At 70.6% G+C, this 22,625-nt stretch carries 6 protein-coding genes; all 6 read left to right on the top strand.

What is annotated here, in order from left to right:
• Positions 1-30: 30 nt before the first annotated feature.
• Positions 31-348, top strand: a complete 318-nt coding sequence (locus tag AC068Z_RS06010) for a WXG100 family type VII secretion target (protein WP_478552739.1) — start codon at positions 31-33, stop codon at positions 346-348.
• Positions 349-422: 74 nt separating this feature from the next.
• Positions 423-872, top strand: a complete 450-nt coding sequence (locus AC068Z_RS06015) for a type VII secretion system-associated protein (RefSeq protein WP_478552741.1) — start codon at positions 423-425, stop codon at positions 870-872.
• 62 nt (positions 873-934) lie between these two features.
• Positions 935-3,502 carry an AAWKG family protein gene (locus AC068Z_RS06020; protein ID WP_478552743.1) on the top strand — a complete coding sequence of 856 codons (2,568 nt, stop codon included), beginning with the start codon at positions 935-937 and terminating at the stop codon, positions 3,500-3,502.
• Complete coding sequence (locus tag AC068Z_RS06025; RefSeq protein ID WP_478552745.1) at positions 3,499-4,023, top strand: YbaB/EbfC family nucleoid-associated protein; 525 nt, start codon at positions 3,499-3,501, stop codon at positions 4,021-4,023. Before AC068Z_RS06020 ends, AC068Z_RS06025 begins: the two co-directional genes overlap by 4 nt.
• Positions 4,024-4,027: 4 nt before the next feature.
• On the top strand, positions 4,028-4,363 hold the full coding sequence (locus tag AC068Z_RS06030; protein ID WP_478552747.1) for a hypothetical protein: 336 nt from the start codon (positions 4,028-4,030) through the stop codon (positions 4,361-4,363).
• 6 nt (positions 4,364-4,369) lie between these two features.
• On the top strand, positions 4,370-22,498 hold the full coding sequence (locus tag AC068Z_RS06035; protein WP_478552749.1) for a WXG100-like domain-containing protein: 18,129 nt from the start codon (positions 4,370-4,372) through the stop codon (positions 22,496-22,498).
• Positions 22,499-22,625 lie beyond the last annotated feature (127 nt).

Below are 22,625 nucleotides of genomic sequence, written 5' to 3' on the forward strand. Positions count from 1 at the left end.
CACCCACTCCGAGAAGCCACGAGGTCATCCATGAGTTTCACAGACGGCTACATCCACGTCGACTACGACCACATGCAGAACGCGGCCGACGACATGGTCCACCAGACCAAGGCGATCGCGCAGACGATCCTCGACCTGAACGCGGAACTCCAGCCGCTGATGCAGACCTGGAGCGGTGAGGACAAGCTGGCCTACGGGGACAAGCAGCAGGAGTGGAACGCCGCGGTCGACGGCATGAAGGAACTGCTGAACCGCAACGCCCATCTCCTCACGGACGTGTCCGACAACTACCGGTACACCGAGAAGTCGCTGACGCAGATGTGGTCCGACATCAAGGTCATCGCCTGACCGAGCCGCTCGCCCGCGCGACGACGTGCCCGGTCTCCTGACGGCACGTCGTCCTCCCCCTCCATGGAGGACTCATGGCAAACCTGTCCCACCTCGACGGGCAGTCGCTGCAGCGCTTCATCGACACGGACCTGCACGATTTCGTGCGTGCCACCGAGAGCATCCGGCAGGACGACACCGCCGGCCGGGCGCTCAGCAGTCTCCTCGCCGGCGAGAGCACCCCCGAGACGCTGCAACAGAACCAGTTCCTCGCGCTCGGCCCGATGACGGACAACGACCTGACCCACGGCAAGGCCCTCATCGCGGCCACCACCAAGTCGGCGAAGTCCATCGACGAGATCCTCCTGAACCAGCAGCGGTTGTTCCGCGACATCGACCGGGACTTCCGGCAGGTCATCAAGACCATGGGCGACAAGCAGAGCGACAACATCGCCGAGATCGAGGCGGAGAAGCTGCTCGACATCTTCGAGGACGTCGACAACGACATGGGCGGGTCCGACACCAAGTCCCAGACCGACGCGTGAGCGCCATCGCCCGCTGAGCGTCACCGTCCGCATCCTCCCACCCCACCACCCGGAGTTCGTTCATGTCCGAGGCCGATCCCGATGACTACTGGGCCCAGGCTGTCACCCTCTACACCGGCTATTCGATGCCGAGCCGAAAAGGCCTCTTCGACAAACTGAAGAGCAAAGAGGGCATTCCGCTGATGCGGGTGAACCTGGTGGAGCACAAGAACCGGTCCGTCAACAAGGACGACTTTGCCGCCGTGTCGGGATGGCAGGCGTCGCACGGCGAGGACTACCGGCTCGCCTTCTACACGCACCATGGCGAGGACAAGGTCCGGCTGTTCACCGCGGACATCGTGTTCATCGGCACGCTCTCGGACGCCAATGGCAAGCACCTGACGGAGGCCGGCGCCACCAGAGAAGGGGGCGCCTTCAAGGGCAAGTACGGCGACGAGTGGGACGACGGCGAACTGTGGCGGTACGTGTCCGCGCCGAAGTTCGTGGTCGACGCCTTGGTGAACGACTACAAGACCACGCACTTCTCGCATGCCGGCGTGAGCGTGCCGGACGCCAGTGCCGTCGATCTGACCTCGTTCGACCGGACGGCGGCGTCCTTCGACCGGGCGGCCAAGTTCTTCCGGGACCAGATGAAACCGCTCGCCCAGTGGAACGAGTCGATGGGCGGCGACAACGCGGCGTGGAAGGGGGAGTCCGCCGATGTGGTGCGGACACTCATCCAGACGCTGTACAAGAACTACGAGAACTACGTGGACCAGATGGGGGGTCCCGAGTACAAGTCCGGTCACGTCATGCTCGGCGGACACGAGCCCGCGTCCACCTACGCCGACATGCTCTTCCAGGCTCAGTGGGACCTGCACTTCGAGGCCAAGGTGCTGCAGTCCGCATGGCAGAACTGGGCCGGCTCCGGGGAACACGATCCGCACCGGGCGCTGCTCGAGGAACTGGACGAGCTGAGCCGCTGGATCATCCAGAACAACGTCCCGTACGTCCTGGTGACCACGCCGGACTACACGAACACGAACTATCAGGACAGCAGCGACAACGACGAGGATCTCGCCGTCAACAGCAGCGACGAGACCTTCGACACCGCGCCCGGATTCAGTGACACCCCGTCCATCGGGGTGCTGGACGACATCAACACCTGGAAGGCGATCGGCGAACGAGCGGTCGCGCGCTGGAACAGCAATGTCGAGGGCTATCTGGTGGGAGCGGCCCGGCAGTCCCTGGCCAGGCTGGGATCAGGGTGGAGCACGGCCTCCGACGGTCTGGGCCAGGAGGTCACCACGAAGCATCAGGAGAGCATTTCGCAGAACTACGAGAAGGAAGAGGCGAAGAGCGACAAGGAAGCGTCGCAGAAGGCTCTGAACGACGCGAACAAGAAGAGCCAGCAAGCCTGGCAGAGCCTGAACGACAACCTCTCCGACTCCAACAAGAACAACAAGGACCTGTTCGAGAACCTGAACAACAGCCTGGTGGACGCCAATGACAACCAAAGGCAGCTCAACAGCGGTCTCAGCGGGCTCGGGAACAGTTTCAGCGACGGCCTGAGCGGCCTGGGCAACAGTTTCACGCAGAGCCTCAACCCGGGCGGGTCCGCGTTCAGCGGCGGCGGGATCACCTCGCCCTTGAACACCGGTCTGAACAGCGCGCTCGGCGACTTCGGCGCCACGGACACGGGTACCGGCCTTTCGAACCCCGCCACCACACTGCCGCTCAACAACTTCTCCTCCCTGCTGTCGAACGCGGCCACCGGCACCCGCCCCCTCGGCAGCACGACTCCGCTCAACCTCGACACCGGCTCGCTGACGACCGACGGCCCTCGCCTCGACGCCGACGGGAACCTCGTCCAGACGTATCCGGACGGCACCACGACGGTGTTCAACCCCGACACCGGAGAGCTCGTGACGACCGACCCGGACGGTGGCACCACCACGAGCCGACTCAACCCCGGTGACCTCGTCTCCACCCCCGACGGAGGCCAGGTCCAGCTCAATCCGGACGGCACCCTCACCACCCGGAACCCGGACGGCACCACGACCGTGTTCGACCCGTCCGACGGCACCCTGCGCACCACGAGTCCGGACGGTCACACCACCACGACCGATCTGAACGATCCGATCGGCCTCCCCGATGTCAGCGGCTATTCCGACGAGGGCGCGGACACCGAGTACATGGACTACGACAGCACTCCGTTCACGGGCGGCACGCTGGGCGGGAACGTGGGAAACCTCGCCACTTCGGGTGCCGGGACGACAGCACAGACCGGGGGCACACCGCTCAACCCCGGCTTCGGCGCCGCGGCCGCGGGAACGGGCGCCGGAGCGGGCGCCGGCGGCGCGGCGGGCGGGGCCAACGGGGAACGGGTGCGGTCGGTACTGAGTGACACGAACCCCGTTTCCGCGCTCCGCCGTACCGGATCCGTGGCACCGGCCGTCGACGGCGAGGACGCGCCCTTCCGGCGCGGCGGGACCCAGACCACCAGCACGCCCATGGGCGGCGCCCCGATGGGCGGTATGCAGGGCGGCCAGTCCACGGAGAGCGGGGAGCGGCAGCGCACCAACTGGGTGGAGGAGGACGAGGACGTGTGGGGCACGGAGGACGGCGGAGCACCGGCGGTGATCGGATGAGCCGGTCGGAGAAGGAGCGGGGGACGCGTGCTCAGGAGGCGGTCCCCGACGCGACCGTGGCGGCGAACCCCTTCACGGAGGCACTCAGCGAGCGCCTGGCCGAGACACTGGCCGAACTGGACGCCGTCACCGCGGGACTGAGCAAGGCGCAGGCGGAACTGCGTGACGCCACCCACGTGGTGCGCTCTCGTGACCGCGCGGTGGAGGCCACGGTGGGCTCCCAGGGCCAGTTGATCGACTTGAGGTTCCTCGACAACAAGTACCGCACGATGAGCGCGACGGAGCTCGCCGCGTCCGTGCTGGAGGCCGCGTCGCAGGCACGTGACGCCATGTCACGGCATGTCATGCGGACGATGACACCGTTCACCGGGCCCCGTCCCGGCCTGCCGCAGCTGAAGGGCTACGACATCGACTGGGCGGACGTCTTCGGCCCGGGCGTGCTGGAGGAGCCGGAAGGGCCGGCCTCACGCAGGGGCCGTACGTCGTTGCGGGACGAGATCCACGAGGACGGGGAGGAGTAGAGCTGTGGGAGACGTGTTCTCGGCGAGCACCGGGCACATCCATCGGGCCGCGCAGATCTTCGCCGAGATCCGGGACATCACCGACCACGCCGTCGGCGACTTCGACGCGGCGTGCCGCGCGAGCAGCGGATGGGTGGGCCGTGACGACTCGATGGCGCGGGAACTCGGCCCGAGGGATCAGAAGGAACGCCAGGGCACCACGGACACCGGCACGTCCTTGATGGACGCCGTCGCCGGCATGGCCAGGGCGCTGAACGTGAACGGCAACATCATCCAGGGCGCCCAGAACGACGCCTTCGAGGCCATCGACGACCAGGCCTCCAGGAACGGGAGGCACTGACCCGTCATGGCGATCGTGGTTCCGAAATGGCTGGACGACCTGTTCTTCGCCCTCATGGGCGAGCGCATGCCGCAGGCCAACGAAGATCTCGCCTATCTGAGCCACGAGGCCTTCAAGTCGTTCTCGAACACGCTCCGCAGGCTGGCGGACCTGATCAACGAGTCGATCCAGTCCGCCGGGCGGGTGCTGCCGCCTCAGATCGCCCAGCAGTACGTGCGTGCCGCACATGTGCTGACCGACGACGGGGGAACGAACCATGTCACCGAGTTCGCCAAGCAGTTGGACGACATCTCCGACGGGCGGGTGAAAACCTCCATCAGCATCGCCGAGTCCAAGATCAGCATTCTGATCGAACTCGCCATTCTGGCGGCGGAGTTGCTGTTCCTGACGGTGATGGCGTTCTTCACCGGTGGGGCGACGTCCGGTGAGGCTGCGGCGGCGAAGCTGCGGACGCGCGCACAGATCCTGGTGCTGCTGGAACTGCTGGCCAAACGCACCCATCTGCTGCCGACCCTGAGCGAGGCGCTGGAGGAGGCGTTCACGACGCTCGCCGCGCGGCTGGCTCTGATCCTCACGGCGGCGCCGGGTCGTAAGCCGCACGGCATCGACTGGAAGGACGTCGCGCTGAGCGGTGCCGCCGGAGCGCTCAACTCGGTGTTCGAGGGCTTCTTCCACGGCGGGAAGAAGCTGTTCACGAACCTGTTCAAGAGCAAGTTCGACATCGGCGCCGGCTTCGACCTGAAGTTCGGCGACAAGAGCAAGATGCCCGGGCTGAACAGTACTTCGGGCGGCACCACCCACGGGGCGAAGAACATCGGTCCGGACCGCCCGCTCAGCGCCGGTCAGAAATTCGGCGCCGAGACCGTGGACGAGGCTTACGACGCCATGAGCGCCGGATGGTCGGAGTTCCTCACGGAGGGGGCCATCCACGGCCAGTTCAGCTGGGGGACCTTCCACGGCGCCGTCGTCAGCACGTTGAACACCTCGCTGCTGTTCGAGGGGGGCCAGAAGTTCGGCCTCGGACTGCGCGACCTCACCTCGATCCAACAGAACCTCAACGTCACCCCGCACAGCGAGTCGTCCGACGAGCCTGGGCGAGGCGCCGGGCCCGCAGCCGGCGACAGGGAGGATCCCGGACCGGCCGGGGACGGGCGGGTCCCCACCACGGGTACGGACATCCCCTCCCCACCGTCCGTGACCTCCGTGGACCCGACCCACTCGCACCCCTCCCCGGTCACCATCGCGCCGCGAACCGACAGCCCGGCTCACGTCTCCTTCCCTCCCGTCTCCACCGGGACGGGCCCGGCGACGGTGTCCACCGGCGGGGACGTACCGGCGAGGCACACGGCCACCGGTCCCGCCGCGCCGCACACCCCCTCCCGGACACCCGCGGGCGACGAGACGGACGTACTCCTGCCGACGGAGACGGCTCCCGGTGACGACCTCACCACCGCTCCGGAGAGCCCCCCGGCGCACAGCCCGACCACCGGCACCGCGACCACGACCCACGCGGGCCCCAGCACGACACCGGGCGCCGACGGCGCTACGGCGCGGCCTGCGACGGACGCCGGGGACGGCACGGCGACCCGGCCGGCCACGGCGTCCGGCACCGGGCTCGCGCCGACCGTGAACGGCCAGACCCCCACTGCGCAGACGGCCACCGGACCGGCGGTGCCCCCGTCCGCGACCGCGAAGCCCGACGCTCCCGGCCAGCCCCAGGCCACGGGCGCCCCGGACGGCCAGGACCGCACGAACACGGAGGCCGACCACGGCGGCTCGGTCCCCCTGGGCGCCCCGGCGGAGGGGACACCCGCGGCCCTCGCCGCCGAAGATCAGGGCGGGACCGGGCCCGCCCCCGCGGCCCTCGCCGACGATGTCCAGGGCTGGACCGGGCCGGGCAGCGTTCCCGGCGCGCGGGACACCGCCCAGCCGGGCGGCAGCCCGATCGCGACCGTCTCTTCCTCGCGCCCTGTCGGGGGCACGAACAGCCGCGGCAGCGACAGTCCGAACTCGCTGGACGACGGCGAGAAGGCCGCCTCCTCCGCCGATCCGGAGACGCCGAGCACGCCCGTGCGGACAGTCTCGGACGACGTGGACAGACCCGCCGAGGACCTCGCGCCGCCCACCCCGACGACCACCGTGTCGCAACCCGGCGCCGGCCACCACCCCGGGGAGGACGACGAGTCGGCCTTCGACGACACGGAGACGCTCGTCGATTCGGAGTCGATCTCAGGGGACACCTTCGTCGAGTCCGGAGCCGAGGCAGACCAGAAGCCGAAGGAAGGGAAGGGCGAGGGCGTCCCCGGAGGGCGGTTGCCGCAGTCGCCGGAAGCCATCCGGCGCTGGCTCTCGGACCTGGCCGCCGCGGGCCCGGGCACCGATGCCGCCGCTCTCTCCAACGGCAAAGCGCCCCTGTTCGCCGTTCCCGCCGAGGACGTCACGGTCGCCATGGCAACGGTCAGCGGTCTGGACGGCGACTCCGGGCGATGGAAGCCCGAGCCCGGCGCGTCCGGGACCATCGGAGGCATCTCGGCGCGGAACTCCGAACGGCTCCAGCGGATCAGCTCGAAGCTGAACCTCGTCATCGTGGCGCGCGAAGTCAATCAGTACGGCGCCCAGCGGCTCGAAGAAGGAGCCCTTCCCAAGCCGCTCGACATCAAGGTGAAGTCCCTCAACGCCTACGACCGGATCCTCGCCTCCCGGCCGGCGAAGAAGTCGAAGGGACGCCACACTCGCTACCGCTTCCCGGAAGAGAGCCTCGGCCTGGTCGCGTTCTTCGATCCGAAGCTGCCTGCCGACCTGTCGACCTACAGCGCCGCCGAGCAGCAGAGGATCCGGCAGCGATACGAGAAGCGTCGCGCGGAGTTCGCCAAGTACTCGCCCGAGATGGAGCGGCTCAAGGACCGCTTCCCCGTCATCGGCGGGATCGTCCACGGGCACGACGTGGACGGCGAACTGCGCCCGCTGGCCAGCGACATCGACCTGTTCGATCTCTTCACGCCGACCGGGGGAACAACCCTCACGCCGCACACCTACGAGCACGCCATCGACAGCATCATCGAGGCGGTCAGCCCGGTCGTGCACGGCGCCGCCAAGTACTGGGAGCGCAGGAACGCCGACGACGAGAAGATCTACCGGGAGATCACGGAGCCGGTGGACTCCGGCCGTGAGAAGGTCGTCATCGTCTACCCCGGCCGGCCACCCACCCACGAGGGCAACTTCTCGCGACAGAACACCATCGCCGCGGTAGAGCACACCGACGCCCTGCGGTCGTTCGAACGGGCCTGGGGCAAGACGTCGGCCGACCGCGGCCTGCCCGGTCCGGTGCTCGCGGCGGTGACCGAGGCATACGTCGGCCTGGGCGGATCGCCGGAGCATGCGCACCGCCTCATCGCACGCCTCGACGCACACGTGGACGACTTCGGCGGCCTGTCCTCGGCGGACCAGCATGTGGTCGTGCTCGCCCAGACGATGCTGCGGGGAACCGCGCAGGACCTGGAGGCTGCCCTGGAGCGCGCGCGCTCGGCCGGTGCGACCGTCTCCGAAGCGGACAGTGCCGCACCATCCGGGGGCCCGAGCGCGGGGCACCAGGGGCCGGCCGGGCTGACGCGCGAGGACCGGGCGGCCCTGGACGCGGCAGCCGAGTACCTGCGCCGCGCGGACCCGCCGGCCCGGGCGCAGGCCGCCCGCTGGGCGGGCAGTCAGGTGTCCGCGGACCACACCTGGTTCATCGACGCGAACCACCCGGAGGCCGCGGAGCGACGTGAACTGATCGAATCCTTCGTCACGTTCCTGACCCACCGCCGGCTCACAGAGGGCGTCGACGAGGCGCGTGCGCTCTCCCTGGAACTGGCCCGGCACTACGGGACGCGACGGACCACAGGTCTGCCCGGCGGGGCCGAACCTGCATCGACGGAACTCCCTGCCGCGGACACGGGCGGTCCGGCGGCCGGGCCGAGCAGTGTCGCGCAATACATGGAACCGCTGCTGGAGGACGTCCAGCGCACTCTGGACGACCTGCTCGCCGACGCCGGCTCCGAGGGTGACTTCGACGGGGACCAGGCGGATCAGCTCTTCGACGTCGAGGAGGTGCCCCCGCTGCGCGGCGCGTGGGTGCGCCCACAGCCGCGGCGGCCAGTGCGGCAGATCGTCGAAGGGCCGCGCGAATTCATGGAGTTGATGGAGCCGCTGCACCTGTACGCACAGCACGCCGCCGACCGGACCGCGAAGAACGTCGAGGTCGTCCTGATGGCCCGCCCGGGGGCGGAGGGGCCGCTCGAGTACTTCACGGGGAACAGGGGCACCGGCCATGTCCATCTGGCGGTACGGGTGCCGGGGACCCGAGGCCCGGTCTCGTTCGGGTTCGCGCCCGGCGACGAGGTGGACATGCGCGTGTTCACCGATGCGGTGGCGGGAGCCGTCGCCGCCGAGGAGGACGTGACCGAAAGCTACGGCGGCCATGTCCTGGACACGTACTGGATCAACGCGGATCAGCTGGCCGCGGCCAATGACTACGCGAGCCGGAACGCAGAGAGCGGCTACAACCTTCTGCGCTACAACTGTGTGATCTTCGCGAGGGGTTTCCTGAAGGCAGCGACCGGTGAAGACGTGGTCGACAGCGAGATCGTCTCACCGAACACCTTGATCCAGTACATGCGCGATCGAGGACACAGGGAATGGGCCGACCGCCCGAGGTTCCTGCAGCTCCTGCCCGCCGATCGCGAGAGCCTGACCCTGGCCGAGGAGTGGAAGGAACGGAGCGACGCGGAGGAACTGCTCGCCTGGGCCGCGCACCGGGTGGCCGTCGACCATCAGCGGCCCTTGATCGAGGACGTCGAGAAGGTGACCGCCACCCAGGTCATGCAAGTCGGCATGCTGAACGCCTTCGCCACACTGATGGCGGAGAGAGCTCAACGAAGCGGTGAGGGGGCCGCCTTGGCCCTGTCGCAGGAACTCGGCATCAGGTACGGCACGTGGCGCACAGCCGGCGTGGACCCGCGCCCGACGGCCGAGGAGCTGCTGGAGCCGCTGGTCTCCTACGCTCGGAACGCCGCCGACCGCGGCGCCTTGGAAGCCGAGATCATCGTCATGACGGTCCGGACCGACGCGGGGGAGCGCCCGGCCGTGGCCGTGAAGGTCCCGACCCGTCCTGACCCGGTGGCCTTCCGGTTCGGGGCGGTCGACAGCAGGCAGAACGCCTACTGGTACGAGTCCGTCCGCGGCGGACTGTTCTTCGAGCACGATGAGCAGGTCTACAGCACGAGTTCCGTGATCCTGCGGACGTACCGCGTCAACGCGGACCAAGTCCAGCTCGCCCATCGGTACGCCCAACGCAACATCTCACGGACCTACGCCGAGAGCAGCTTCGGCGCCAACGGCTTCGTCCGCGGCTTCCTGCACGAAGTGCTCGGCGACGATCCCCTCCCCTCCGTCGTCGACAGGGCACGCGGGCTGGGCAGCGTGCTGAAGTCCGGTGTCGACCAGTCGTGGAGCGCCGCGGAGTCACCCGTCACCGACTTGCTGCCGCGGCACGCCGAGGCGCTGAGCGCGGTCGCCGCACAGCGGGAGCAGTACTCGAAGGAACAGATCAAGTCCTCTTTGGACTGGGCGAAGTTGAGGGTGTCGCTGGACCACCAGCGACCGCACGTCGCCGAGACCGCCACCGCGGTCCAGCAGCAGCAGATCCACCTCCTCGGACAGTTCATGTCCCTGGTGGCGGGGGCCTGTCGCGCCGAGGGTGAGGACGCCGCCCGCCAACTGTCCTGGCAGCTGGGCCAGGACTACGGCACCTGGCGCTCGACCGACAAGACACCGCCGACGGCGGCACAGGAGAGCAACCCCGCTGCCGGGCCGGGCGCGCACGACGTGCGGCTCGGCGACACGACACGACCGATGATCGACGAGAGGGGCTTCCACCGGTTCACGACCGCCGACGGCGGGACCGTGTACATCAGCAACACGCAGATCGAGGGCGGGGCGGTGCGCCCCGAAGTGGCCAGGCTCGTCACCAAGTTCCTCGCCGAGGGCCTGCTCCTCCATCGCGTGCACCCGCTGGCCCCGCCCCGCACGGCGCACGCGGGCGAACCGGTGAACATCTTCCCGGCGGGCGACGACGACTTCCCCCGGCAGGCCGACCCCGACTCGACCTCGTTCGTGCGGTTCTCCACGACGGAGGCGGACGCCGTGCGGGACTTCCGCGCGTCGGTCGCCGTACCGCCGCCGGGCGACGTGGTCGGACTGATCGCGGACACGGCCGTGGAACCCGACCAGGACATCGCCGTCATCGACGCCGCGACCGTCCAGATCCGGGGCCTGGTCGTCGCGACCGTCGCCGACCACCCGCCTGTCGCCGGCCCCGCTCCCGAGCCGACGCGTTCCCCCGAACTCACCGTCCTGTCCACCCCCGCCGACACCGGTCCCTACAAGGACGCCTACGCCCACTCCGACGAACCGGCCCGCCAGGACGACGAACCGATCCCGGAGGATCTGCTACGTCGCCTCGACGCGCCGCACCTCACGACGGCCCCCGTCTCCCGAGCCGACCTGGCCGGCCTGGCCTACGACCCCGCCCTCGACCACACCTGGGCGCTCATGCCAGACGTGACGGTCCAGATGGAGGAAGCCGGCCTGACCCCTCTGGACCGGGCACGGCTGCTCCTGCGCCGACCGGAGCTGGACGCCGAACTGGCGACGGAACTGCGCGGCCTGCCAGCCCTGGGCGGGAGCAGCGGGGCCGCCTCCTGGGACGACAAGGGCAAGGCCAAGGCACGGTTCCAGGCCGAGGCGGAGGAGATACGGCAATCGGGGGCCGACTCCTTGACCGGGGACGAGGACGCTGTCCGTGAGGAGTATCTCGCCGCGCGGGCGCAGGTCGTCAGTGCGGGGGCCGCGCTCGCCGAGGCAGAGAGTCTGAGGCGGCCCGAGGTGGCTTCCGCGAGCACCGCCATGACGGTGACGGCGGCGCGCGAACTCGTCCGGGCCGCCGCCGAGCGGCTGGATCTCGCCGCGGACGCCTGGCGGCAGACCCTGCCGGACACTCCCTTGCCGCTGTTCGAGGAGGTCGTCGCACCAGGGGAGCGGCTGCCCGGCGCAGGCCCGGGACAGCTCACAGCGTGGACTCGGACCAGCTCCGACACCGGCTCCGAGTCCGAGTCCGACTCCGACTCCTCGTCCTCGGAGTCCTTCACCTCCCGCGACCTGGCCGTGGCCATGCAGTTGCGCGAGGGCGACCCCGCGAGCGACGCCCGCGCGCGCCAAGTCGCCGAGGCCCGTTGGGAGGAGGCCGTCGCCGCGCTCTCCCAAGAGGCGCACGACTGGGCAGAGCAGCGCGCCAGGCTGGACGAGCTGCAGAGGTCCCGCGCCGAGGACGGGGACCTGGTGGACCTCATGCGCCCGCAGGAACCGTGGGCGGTGATGAATCTCCACACCATCGCGGGCCTTGTCGCCCAGCAGCGCGGTGAGCTGGAGACGACCGGCCGGGACGAGAGAACACCGGACGACCCCGAACCGGAGATGCCGAGCTTCGTCTCGGCTCCCGAGTACCGCAGCGGCGATTTCCTGGCAGCCGCGTTCGACGAGCCGTCGCCCGACCGCGACGACGACTTCGTGGACGTGTTTGGCGACCCCCTGGAATTGCCGGAAGCCCCCCAGGACTTCCCGGAGGCCCCCCTGGAGTTGCCCGAAGCCGCAATGGACGTCGACGACTTCCTCACCCGCGACTTCGAGATGGCATCCGACAGTGCGTCGCCGCCCAGCGGTGAGGGTGAAGGCGTCATGGACGTCGAGGACGACTTCCTCGCCCGTGATTTCGAACAGCGGACAGAAGAACTCGCCTCGCTCACGGGCCCGGTGAGCGATGACGCCCGCCGCGCACTGGGCGCGCTCGCGGACCTCAGCTGGCGCACCCGCCAGGGAGACCGGCGTGGCTGGGGAAGAGCGGCGTACATCGCGGGATTCACCGTCGCCCAGAAGCGCCGTCTCTTCGAAACCCTCGACCAGGAACAGCTTCCCGGCCTGACCTTCGGCCAGGTGTGGGACCACATAAGGAGCGCCCAGGCCGGCAACCGGCATACCGAGTCGGTGGCGTCGGCCGACGAACTCCTCAGCCTGCAAAGGGAGTACGTCTGGGAGCGCACGCCCGTTGCGGGAGCGGACGAGGCGCCCGCCGCAGCAGCCACCGACGGCCCCGCGGAGATCCGCGAGGAACCACAGGTGCGGCGGAAACGGCGGCAGCCACAGAAGCGACAGGACCGGCCCGCGGAAGATGTCGCGCCCGCCCGCCAGCCGCAACCGGCCGCCCCCGCCTCCGACGCGCTCAGCCTGCGCGTCGCGGAGGTCGAGGCATGGCTTGCCGCTCACCCGGGCAAGACGCCGCGTACCGCGCTGGGCCACCTCCCCAAGTACCCGGAGGAACACCAGAGGGTGGTCAACGGGTTCGTGCGCTGGTGGGAGTCCTTGCGGCGGGTGGGGATCGGCGAGCGGACCGGCCCCGCCTTCGCGGAGGCGCTTCGGCGTGGAGGCGTCACCCTCGAACAGGTCGACCGGAAGCACTTCCTCAAGGACACCGAGCGGGACAGGGTGCGCCTCGACGAGGAGACGGCACGCAAGATCCTCGCGGTGCACGGCCTGACCGTGCAGGTCGGCGCGGCGGCACTGCCGCGGTCCAGGACCAGATACACGGTGAACGCCGCGCGTCGGGCCGCCGAGATCCGCGCATGGTTCGAGGACCGGCGCAACTGGTACCGGACGCCGAGCCACACGCGGCAAGCCGCGGACGGGACGGCGTTGCATCCCGCCGTACAGGCATTCGTCGACAGGTGGCAGGACTTGCGGACCTCGGGAATTCCCGACACCGCGTACCAACAGCGGGTGGTGGAGGCCCTGCGGGACGGGGGGATCCAGCTCGTCGAGGGGTTCAAGAACTACGACAGGCAAGGCCAACTGGTCCTGCATCGACAGCTCTTCCTCAGGGACCGGCCGGCGGACCAGGTGCCTGTGGACGCGGAAACCGCTGGACGAATCCTGGCCGTCGTCGCTCCCGAGCAACCCACCGGGACACCCGCGGGTGCCGTCGCCGACGCCGACGAACCCTCGGACCTTGAGGACATGTACATGGACGACCCGCTGGCACCCGCGGGGACGTCGACGGCGGCCGGCCCTTCCGGGGAGCGGGCCGACACCACCCCCGGTTCGCACACCTTCGCCCATGTGCGGTCGTACGACGCCCTGCGCGCCGCCGAGTTGGCGGCGTGGTTCGCGGCACATCCGGGCCGGACGCCCGGTGACGGTGGTCCGGCCCTTGGGGAGCGCCGGGAGGAGGTGGCCTCGTTCCTCGGCTGGTGGGAGCGGTTTCGGGTCGACGGGATCGATCCGGGCAGCGCCGCACTGGAGGCGGCGCTGACCCGAGGGGGCGTCCGCCTCGTCTCCGACGTGACCGAGGGGACCGACGACCACGGTTTCTTCGCACTGCGCTCCCGGCTCGTCCTCCAGGACAGCCCCGAGCAACGGGCTCCGGTGGACGGCGACTTCGCCGACCGGCTGCGCGCGGTGCACCGCGATTGGGACAGGACCACCGTTCAGCGCGCGGCCCTCGACGCGGCCATCGCGGGGGCGCGTTCGCTCGACGCACGCCGAGCGGCGGAGGTCGTGGCGTGGTTCGAGACACACGCGGGTCAAACCCCCGGCGGCAGTCCTGCGGGCCTGGCGGACCGCCGGGGCGCGGTGACCTCGTTCCTCGGCTGGTGGGAGGACCTTCGGGCCAGTGGGATCGATCCGGGCAACCGTGTCTTGGTGGAGGCGCTGGCCGCCGGAGGTGTGCGTCTCGTCTCGCGGGCGGTGGAGGGGACGGGCGACCACGGATTCCCCCTGTCACGTGTGCGCCTCTTCCTCAGGGATCAGCCCGGAGAGCGCGTTTCGGTCGACGCCGCCTTCGCCGCACGGCTGCGCGAGGTGAACGAGGAGTGGGACAGGGCCGGTTCTCGCCCGCCGGCGGGCGACTCGGTGCCCTCGCAGACACGGTCGTACGACATCAGGCGCGCCGCGGAGGTGGCGGCGTGGTTCGAGGCGCATCCGGGGCGAGTCCCGAGTGACGGTGGCGCGGGTCGCGGGCAGCGCCAGGACGAGCTGGGGTTGTTCCTGGGCTGGTGGGAGCGGCTTCGGGTCCGGGGCATCGATCCCGGAAACGGCGTTCTGGTGGACGCCCTGGCGCGGGGCGGCATCCGTCTCGTGGCCCGGACCGCCGAGGACTCCGACGCCGATCACGGGTTCCCCGCGTCCCGGCTCTTCCTCGTGGACCGGCCCGAGGACCGGGTCGCCGTCGACGACGCCTTCGCCTCCCGGCTGCGCGCGGTGGGGCGCGACTGGCACCTGGCGAGCGCGCATGCCGTGGTGCTCGATCTCCGCCGCGCAGGGGAGGTCGAGGCGTGGTTCGAGAGCCACCGGGGGCAGATCCCCGGCGAGCCGGGGGGATTTCTCGGAGAGAGCCCCCGAGAGGTGGCCTCGTTCCTCGACTGGTGGGAGCGCCTCCGGGTGAACGGGATCGATCCCGGCAACACCGTGCTGGTGGGCGCGCTCACCCAAGGGGGCGTCCGGCTCGACCGCCGGGTCGCGGAGGGCTACGACGATCACGGTTACGCCGTATCGCGAGAGAGGCTCTTCCTCACGAACAGCCCCCGGAACCGGGTGCCCGTCGACTCGGAGTTCGCCGACCGGCTGCGCAGCTTGCACGACCAGTGGCGGCGGGACAACGCGGCGCCGGGATCCAGGAGATCGAGGCGGCACCGGCCCCGCGCAGCCGAACCCTCCGGCCCGGTCGCCTTCCCCGTGCGGGCGGACGAGTCCTGGGAACAGCGCACCGAGACGGTCCTGCGCGGAATGCTGGTGAACGCGATCGCCAACGGGGAGCTGCACGCTCCCTACGTCTCCGGGCTGGTCAAAGCGCTCGACGGGCTACGAGCCGAGGGGCCGCACGCGTCCGCCGCGGTGACCTCAGCGAGCCGCAACCAGGCAACGTCCGCCGACCTCCTGGCGCGCTCGGCCGGTGAACTGCCCACGCCCCTGGTGCACTCTGCGTCCATCACACCGCCTCCGACCGCCGAACCGCCCACGGTGGACAAGGGCTTGAAGCCCCCACCCCAACACATCCGCCCCATCGAAGCGCAACTCGACACCCACCGACCGGCCCGCCTCGACCGTTTCACCCCGCCTCCCCCCAGGGATGGCCGTCGCGTCACGTTCAGTGACGGCAGCGAGTTGCCCGCCTTCCTCACCGGCGGCGGTACCCCCGACACCGAGAGCGGTGCTTACGGGCACGCGCGCGTCACGCTCCGCAATGCGGACGCGGCCCTGGCGGAGATCACCTCCCGGGCCGGCCTGTCCGCCACCGAGGGCACCGGTCAGAGCCGAGTCATCGCCGAACTCCGCCACGCGCTAAGCCAAATGCCCTGGCTGTTCCACGGCGAGGGCTACCAGAGCCCGACCTTCCTGGACCGCCATGGGCACCCGCGTGCGCTGCGCGTCAACACGCGACCGCACGACAACTGGGAACGCTTCACCGACGAGTTCGGCGCGCCCTTCAAATTCGACACAACCCAGCGGAGCCAGTTCTCGGTCGGGTCCGCCGTCCTGCAGAGCGCCGGTGTCCGCCTGACGCCCTCGCTCGCGATCGGCCCCACACCCGGCGGCCCGGCCGCCTACGCGCGCGTGGGGGTGGGTCTCGGCTTCACGAAGTCCTACGACTACGCCCTGTTCGACCAGACGCTCCAGCAGAGCGAGACCCGCTCGGGGGACGCCTCCCACCTGCACCTGGTCGACGTCCACTACGAGGTCCGCGTCTTCACCCCTCAACCGCGTCCGCAGCACCCGGTGTTCCCCGGAGAGGCCCACTTCGCCTTCACCATGCGTTCCGGCCTGGCGGTGCGCCTGCCCGACAGCCTCACCTCGCCCCAGTCCGGCCCCCTCGCCCCGCGCCTGCTGCACTTCGCGGGCAACCCGGACCTCCGGCTCATCCGCTCCGAGGACTTCGGCCCCGTAGGCCCCCTGCGCGACTGGGCCCTGAGCAGGATCGACGCCACCGCCGGCGATCCGGCCCACGACGACGTCACCGAGTTCTTCAGCAGGAAAAACTTCCTGCTGATCGCCCAGCGGGCGGCGATGGGAGCCGTCCCCACCGGCCAGTTGCGCGGCGCGGACGGCAGGCCTCTCGGGGCGTTCGTCGTCGACCGGATCGTGCCCGTCGAAGGCCATCTGCTCAACGAGACCACGACCGCGGAACTGCGGCACGCACTCCAGCACGGCGTGCGCAACGAACGCTCGCTGGCCCGGACATACAGCCAGCAGGTCTTCGGCAGCGTGGGCCCCGGCGCCGACTTCGCGCACTTCTTCGGCAGCCCGGCCGGACTTCGGGCCCTGGTCGCGCTGTACGCGCGGTACAGCCGGTCCAGCACCTTCGGGGACACCTTCGGCGGCACCGCCAACCGCAAGGTCGTCGGACAGGTGAAGAAGGCGCCCACGGACCTCTACGTCGTGTTCAAGGACGTCTACGTCCGCCCGACCGGCGACGCGGCTCCGCGCACCTTCCGCGTGTGGAGCCTCGATCGCATGCCCCGCAGCGAGGCGCGCCGACTCGCGGGGTGGGACGACGGCCGGACCCGGACTCCGGCAGACGACCAAGCGCCGCTGCCTCCCGCGTACTTGGCGCAGGACCACCCGGTCGTACTGGGCATGAGCCGCCCCGAAGCGTTCCTGGCCGACCCGGCGACGCCCACCAGCGGACCGGCCGCGGCGGAGGGCCCCACTCCGCCGCCGACCCTGCTGCAGACCTTCACGGATCGCGTCGTGGCGGCGCTCGCCGCCAAGTACCCGGACATGATCGCCCCGTTGAGCGAGTTGCGTGCCCCGGCGCGTCGGCACGGATGGCAGGACGTCCGCGGGACGGACCGGGAGAGCTATGAGCGGAAGCTCCAGAACCTGCTGACCGTCACGAAGGCGCTGTCGTTCCACGCGGTGGCGGGCAGCCTGGAAACCCTCGTCACCACCGGGCTGACCATCCCGCTCGTCGCCCCCGGCCCCGGACTGAGCGGGACAACGCGGGCCCACCGCCGACTCCTTGTCACCTTCGAACTGACCGAGCGGAGATACGACGGGGTCCAGGACGACCTCATGGTGCGCGCCGGCACCACGGCCACGGAACGTTTGGACGCCACCCAGAACACCATGCACAGCGCCGAGTTCGGGTTCGACGCCTCGTTCGGCGTGCGGGACAGCGAGCAGGACCACCTCGGCATCCCCCTGCACATGGGCTACGTCGGCTTCGGCCCGCGCCGGGGCATCGGCCGCGGCAACCGCACCGGCTTCGGCTCGACGGCGTCGCACGAGACCCAGCACATCGGTACCTCCACCTCGCGGCTGTACTCCTACCGGATCTCCCTGCGGGCCCGAATCGGCGGGTACTGGCGCTTCCGCGGCATGCTGCGCGGGGCGCTCTCCCTGGGCGTGCTCGGCACCCAGCCCTTCGTCTTCCAGGAGCCCATGACGGACCTGGTCGGCGGCGCGGCGGGGGACCCCGTGACCGGGCGGGTGATCCTCTCCGTCGCCGACGAGCACACGCGACCGTCCGTCGACTCGCCGCTCACACCGGGGCTGTCGCACGAGGCGGCCGTGAGCCCCCTCCCGCCCGGCCTCGCCATGTCCCTCCTCGCGGGCACGGCACCGGCCTCCGCCCCGAACACCTTCGCGGACCTGCCGGTCCATGTGCTCGGCGTGGCCGCGCACCAAGACCTCACCGAGGCGGCCACCGCCGCCCTGCGGGACGCCTCCCACGGCGCCTGGCAGCTGAGCGAGCCCGGCGCCCCGGCCCACCGGACCGCTCTGCGACCCCTGCTCCCGCCGTACCTGACCGGGAACTTCGACCAGCTCACCAGCGCCCAAGGCCTCGCCGTCAACGGGCTCTTCGGACAAGGCCCGTACCTCAACCGGCGCGGCCTGCTGGTCCACCGCGTCCAACTGCGCGGCCCGCTGGCGGTTTCGGCGCCCGTCGACGTGCAGATCGAGCAGACCCTCGGCGTGGACAGCCAGGTGTCGGGCGCCGTCACGAATGTCCGTGGATTCACCCTCACCGGTGCGGCCCTCTACTGGCAGACCCACGACGTCGGCCCCGGCGTCCAGGGTGGCTACGGCACACTCGTCAGCGGCGCCACCTCCTCGGTGCGCACAGTCGCCGTCAGCCAGGTGGCCACAGCGGACGTCAACGCCGTCATCAGCGGGCCCCAGGTCCTGGTGACCGCGGACGCCGTCCACGAGATCGCCGCCGAGGCGCACGGCGACGGCCTCCTGGCGCCCGCGCACCGACTCGCGACCCTGCACCGCACCCCGGTGGCGGGACGACAAGTGAACGTCCCCACCGGCTGGTTCGGCCACGTATCGGAGAAGACGGCTCACCGACTGGGCCTGCTGGCCGACCACTTGGGCCCGGTGCCCCACTACACGGACCTGCCGTGGCAGCCGCTACTGACGGGCGACCCGCTGGGGACCTATCCCGTCGACTCCCTGGACGCCACAGTCGTACTGGCCGAGTTCGACCGCCTGCTGCGGGACGCGGGAGTCGGCAGGACCAGCCGGGCCCGGATCCGGTCCCTGGTCAGCCCTCGGGCCGTCCGATCCCTGCGCGACCAGATGACGTCCACGGGGAAACCGGCCCGCGTACGCGCCTCCTTCCGGTGGACCGACCCGGCGTCGGGCCGGACCGGGACGGTCGGCATCCGGCTGATCCCCGGCGAGACACGGTTCGACGGCCTCGGGCACGGCACGACGCTCAAGGACGGCCGCCACACCACCCGGACCACGGAGAACACCTCCGGAAAGATCAAGTCCTGGGCGCTGGCCGCGCTCGTGGCCCCCTACATCCGCACCGGTCACGAACTGATCAGGGCCGCCGGCCCGAGCGGGACCGAACAGGGCACCAGCGTCGTCCAGAGCGCCGACAGCAGCACGACAGCGGCCTACGCCAACAACATCGTCGCACTCGAAGAACCGCACACGGATCAGCGGACGACGTTCACCCTGCAACTGTCCTATCGTCCCCGTCCCGAGGCGACGCCGATCGAGCATGCCGGCGAGGTCGGCAGCCTGCGTGAACACGTCCCGGTGAGCCTGAGCGTCCCGGCGGCCGAAGGCACCGCAAGCCCCGAGAACCCCCTGGGCGCACCGCAGTTGCCCAACCCGGAGCGGGCGGTCACCTTCTGGCCGGCGCACGAGGTCACACCGGAGAACATCGGCCGCTGGCGCCGCGGCCACACCGACCGGCCCTTCACCTTCCCCGCCCTCGGATACGCCCCCCGGCGCGTCATTGGCCTGGAGACCATCCAGGAAGCCGCGGAACTGGCCCTCTCCCGCGCCTACGGCACGAACCTCGCCTTCCCGCTGGGACGATGGCTGACCGGTGACGACCTCACCCGCCCCCTCGCCAAGGCCCGCATCGAGGGCCTGACCAGAACGGGCACGCGCTCCTCGTCGGCCCTGCACGAGGGCCTGAGCAACACCAGCCTCACCTCGTTCTTCGCCCACACCACCGAACCCGGCGGCTACCAGGTGCCCGGCCTGACGGAAGGCCTGCTGGTCGGCGGCACCCAAGGCTCGTACCAGCTGTTCTCCCGGCCCGACTTCACCGACGCCCAATTGCTCACGGTGGCCCCCGCGGCCGCCATGGAGAGCGGTACGAGGGACACCCACGGCGGCGACCACGCCCTCGGCGTCAGCCACACCCAGCAGCTCGGGCTCGCGGGCGGTGCCCACCTCAACACCGCGGAGGCCGGGCGACTTCGGCCCCTTCTCGCTCCCGCCGACGCGGCGAACACCGAGAGCGAGGCCGGCCGGCAGACCGACACCAACGCCGCACAGCTCACCCTCAAGCCCACGGTCGGGCGGGCCTTCCTGTTCCGGGTGCGGACCGACTGGCTCGCCGTGGCCGACGTACACCATCAGATCAAGGACAGTGCCGTCGCACGGTGGTTCTTCGGGCGGCTGGGCCCCTTCGGCCACGTCAAGCCGGGCGCCCAGGCGGTGGAGACGCAGGGTCATGTCATCGCGTGGATCAGCGAGGACGTGGCTCGTGACCTCGGGCTCATCGACGACGACACCTTCCCGCCCCAGGTCGCGGACGCGTGGACGGAGGTTCAGAAGGCGGCGAAGGCTTTCGAGGACGCGGACAAGGCGTACTGGGACCGCAGACGAGCCCTGCAGGCGGACCAGGCCGAGCGGCACCGCGCGTACCACGCGAGCAGGCGCGAACTCTCCGACGCCAAACGAGCTTTGGCGGACGCCATCCACCGGACCGGGGAGCGGTCGGCGCGGACCGACAACGCGCGGGGCGCGGTGCGCCAGGCGAAGAAGAACGCCTCCGCGGCCCGAGCGGCCCTGGCGGAGGCACCGGCACTGCTGCAGCCCTGGCACCGGACCGCCGTGGACGCCGCGGCCGAGTACCACCGCGTACGGGTCGCGGCGGACCGGCTCACGCGCTGGCACCGGCTGCCTCGCGAGGACTTGGCACAGGACGCGGTGCGGCAGGGTGTGCCCGAACCGCCCGAGGCCGTCTTTCGCGCGCCCGACCCCGTCGAGCCGACCACGACCGAGCCCGCCTCGGACCGCTTCGGCCACGTCACGACGGACGACGGCGTACGGATGCTGACGCCCCCGACCACCGTGCGCGGCCGGCCCTGGCCCGGCTCCGCGCGGTACACCGTCCACGACGCCCCAGGCGAGGACAGCTTCCTCCACGCTTTCGCCGACGCGCTTGCGCACCTGGACGGCGACCCGGCGACGGAGGTGGGGACACTCCGGTCGCTGCTGGTGAACGCGCTGACCACAAAGGACCAGTCGGCTCTGGTGGAACGTCTCGACTCCGATTCCTTCGGCGTCGTCACGCCGGACGAGCTCGTGCGAGCAGGGATCGACTTCCCGGAAGGCAGCCCGGAGCACAGGGAGTTCACCGCCACCGGGCGGATCCCCCTGCACCACCGACTCGCCTCCGACCAGCGGGCGCGCCTGGCCGCGGTGCTGCTCGAGCGCACCGGGACGGACGCGAACGATCCCGCCTGGCAGAGCAGTGCGGCGGAACTGCTTCCCTCCCTTGCCGCGCAGGCGCTCGGTATCAGGGTGTTCGTCGTGGATCAGGACGGACTCTTCGAGGAGTTCGGCGGCGACGACGCGAGCCTGGACCAGCCCCCTGTCGTCCTGCGGAAGACGGGCCGCCACTTCGGCGTCGCCCTGCCCGTCGGAATGCGCCCGCACTCCGACAACCCGCCCGCAGCCGCTGCCACACCACTCCCGCCGCCGACCGCGCCCGGCCCGGTCCTGGGCGCCGCCTACACCACCCCGCCGTGGCAGACCCAGCCCCTCGACGGGACCGGCTTCACGAGGCGTGACACCGACCTCCTGGTCGGTCCCGACGGGACCGAGTACCGGCTGGAGGAACCGCACGGGGACGGCAACGGCTTCTGGTACGCCTTCGAGCAGAGCTTCGCCCGGGGCGAGGACGACCCCGTCGGCCGGGTCGTCGGCCAGCGGCTGCCGGACAGTGCAGTGCTCGACCCCGAGACCGCGTTCACCCACGACATCCTGCTGTGGGCGAACGTCGACTCGACCCCTGACATGCGTCGGCAGGCCCCCGCCGACCGCAGGCTCGGGCAACTGACGGACGCGCAGCGGGAGAAGTTCCGCGCCAGTGGTGGACGCCTCCCCGACGACGTCGAACTCAGCCCCCGCCAGCGGCGCGATCTGATCAAGGCCCAGCTGTTCCTGGGCAACGGCTGGAACCGGGCCACGGTGGCCACCGCCGCCAAGGTGGCCGCCAACAGCTACGGCGCCGAGGTCGTCGTAGTCCATGAGGACGGCACGCACGACGTCTACGACGCGGCTGACCCGCGCCCGGGCAGGAGGATCACGGTGTACCGGCGCGGCGCGGAGTTCCTGCTGGCCCGGCCACAGCCCAACAGTGAGCCCACTCCCGCTCCCAGTCCGCCCGATACGACACCCGACGCAAACTACGTCCCAACGGCAACCCGGGAATCGGACAAGGGCAAGGGCAGGTCGATCGCGGAGCCCCCGGACTCTCCACCGAGGAGCAGCTCGTCAACATCCTGAGTGGCGGCGCGGGCTGAGCGGACACATCCGACCGCCTCGAGCGCAGGTGTGTCCCGGAGATACGTCACACCCGTGGAGCAACCTGCACAGCTCGGGTGTCATCCTAGAATCACGAACACAGGGCGGA

The organism is Streptomyces sp. NPDC043726 (assembly GCF_056436565.1).

What these genes read in the sequence shown, in the direction of transcription:
- AC068Z_RS06010 (WP_478552739.1), top strand. Translation starts at nt 31, where the DNA reads ATGAGTTTCACAGACGGCTACATCCACGTCGACTACGACCACATGCAG.
- AC068Z_RS06015 (WP_478552741.1), top strand. Translation starts at nt 423, where the DNA reads ATGGCAAACCTGTCCCACCTCGACGGGCAGTCGCTGCAGCGCTTCATC.
- AC068Z_RS06020 (WP_478552743.1), top strand. Translation starts at nt 935, where the DNA reads ATGTCCGAGGCCGATCCCGATGACTACTGGGCCCAGGCTGTCACCCTC.
- AC068Z_RS06025 (WP_478552745.1), top strand. Translation starts at nt 3,499, where the DNA reads ATGAGCCGGTCGGAGAAGGAGCGGGGGACGCGTGCTCAGGAGGCGGTC.
- AC068Z_RS06035 (WP_478552749.1), top strand. Translation starts at nt 4,370, where the DNA reads ATGGCGATCGTGGTTCCGAAATGGCTGGACGACCTGTTCTTCGCCCTC.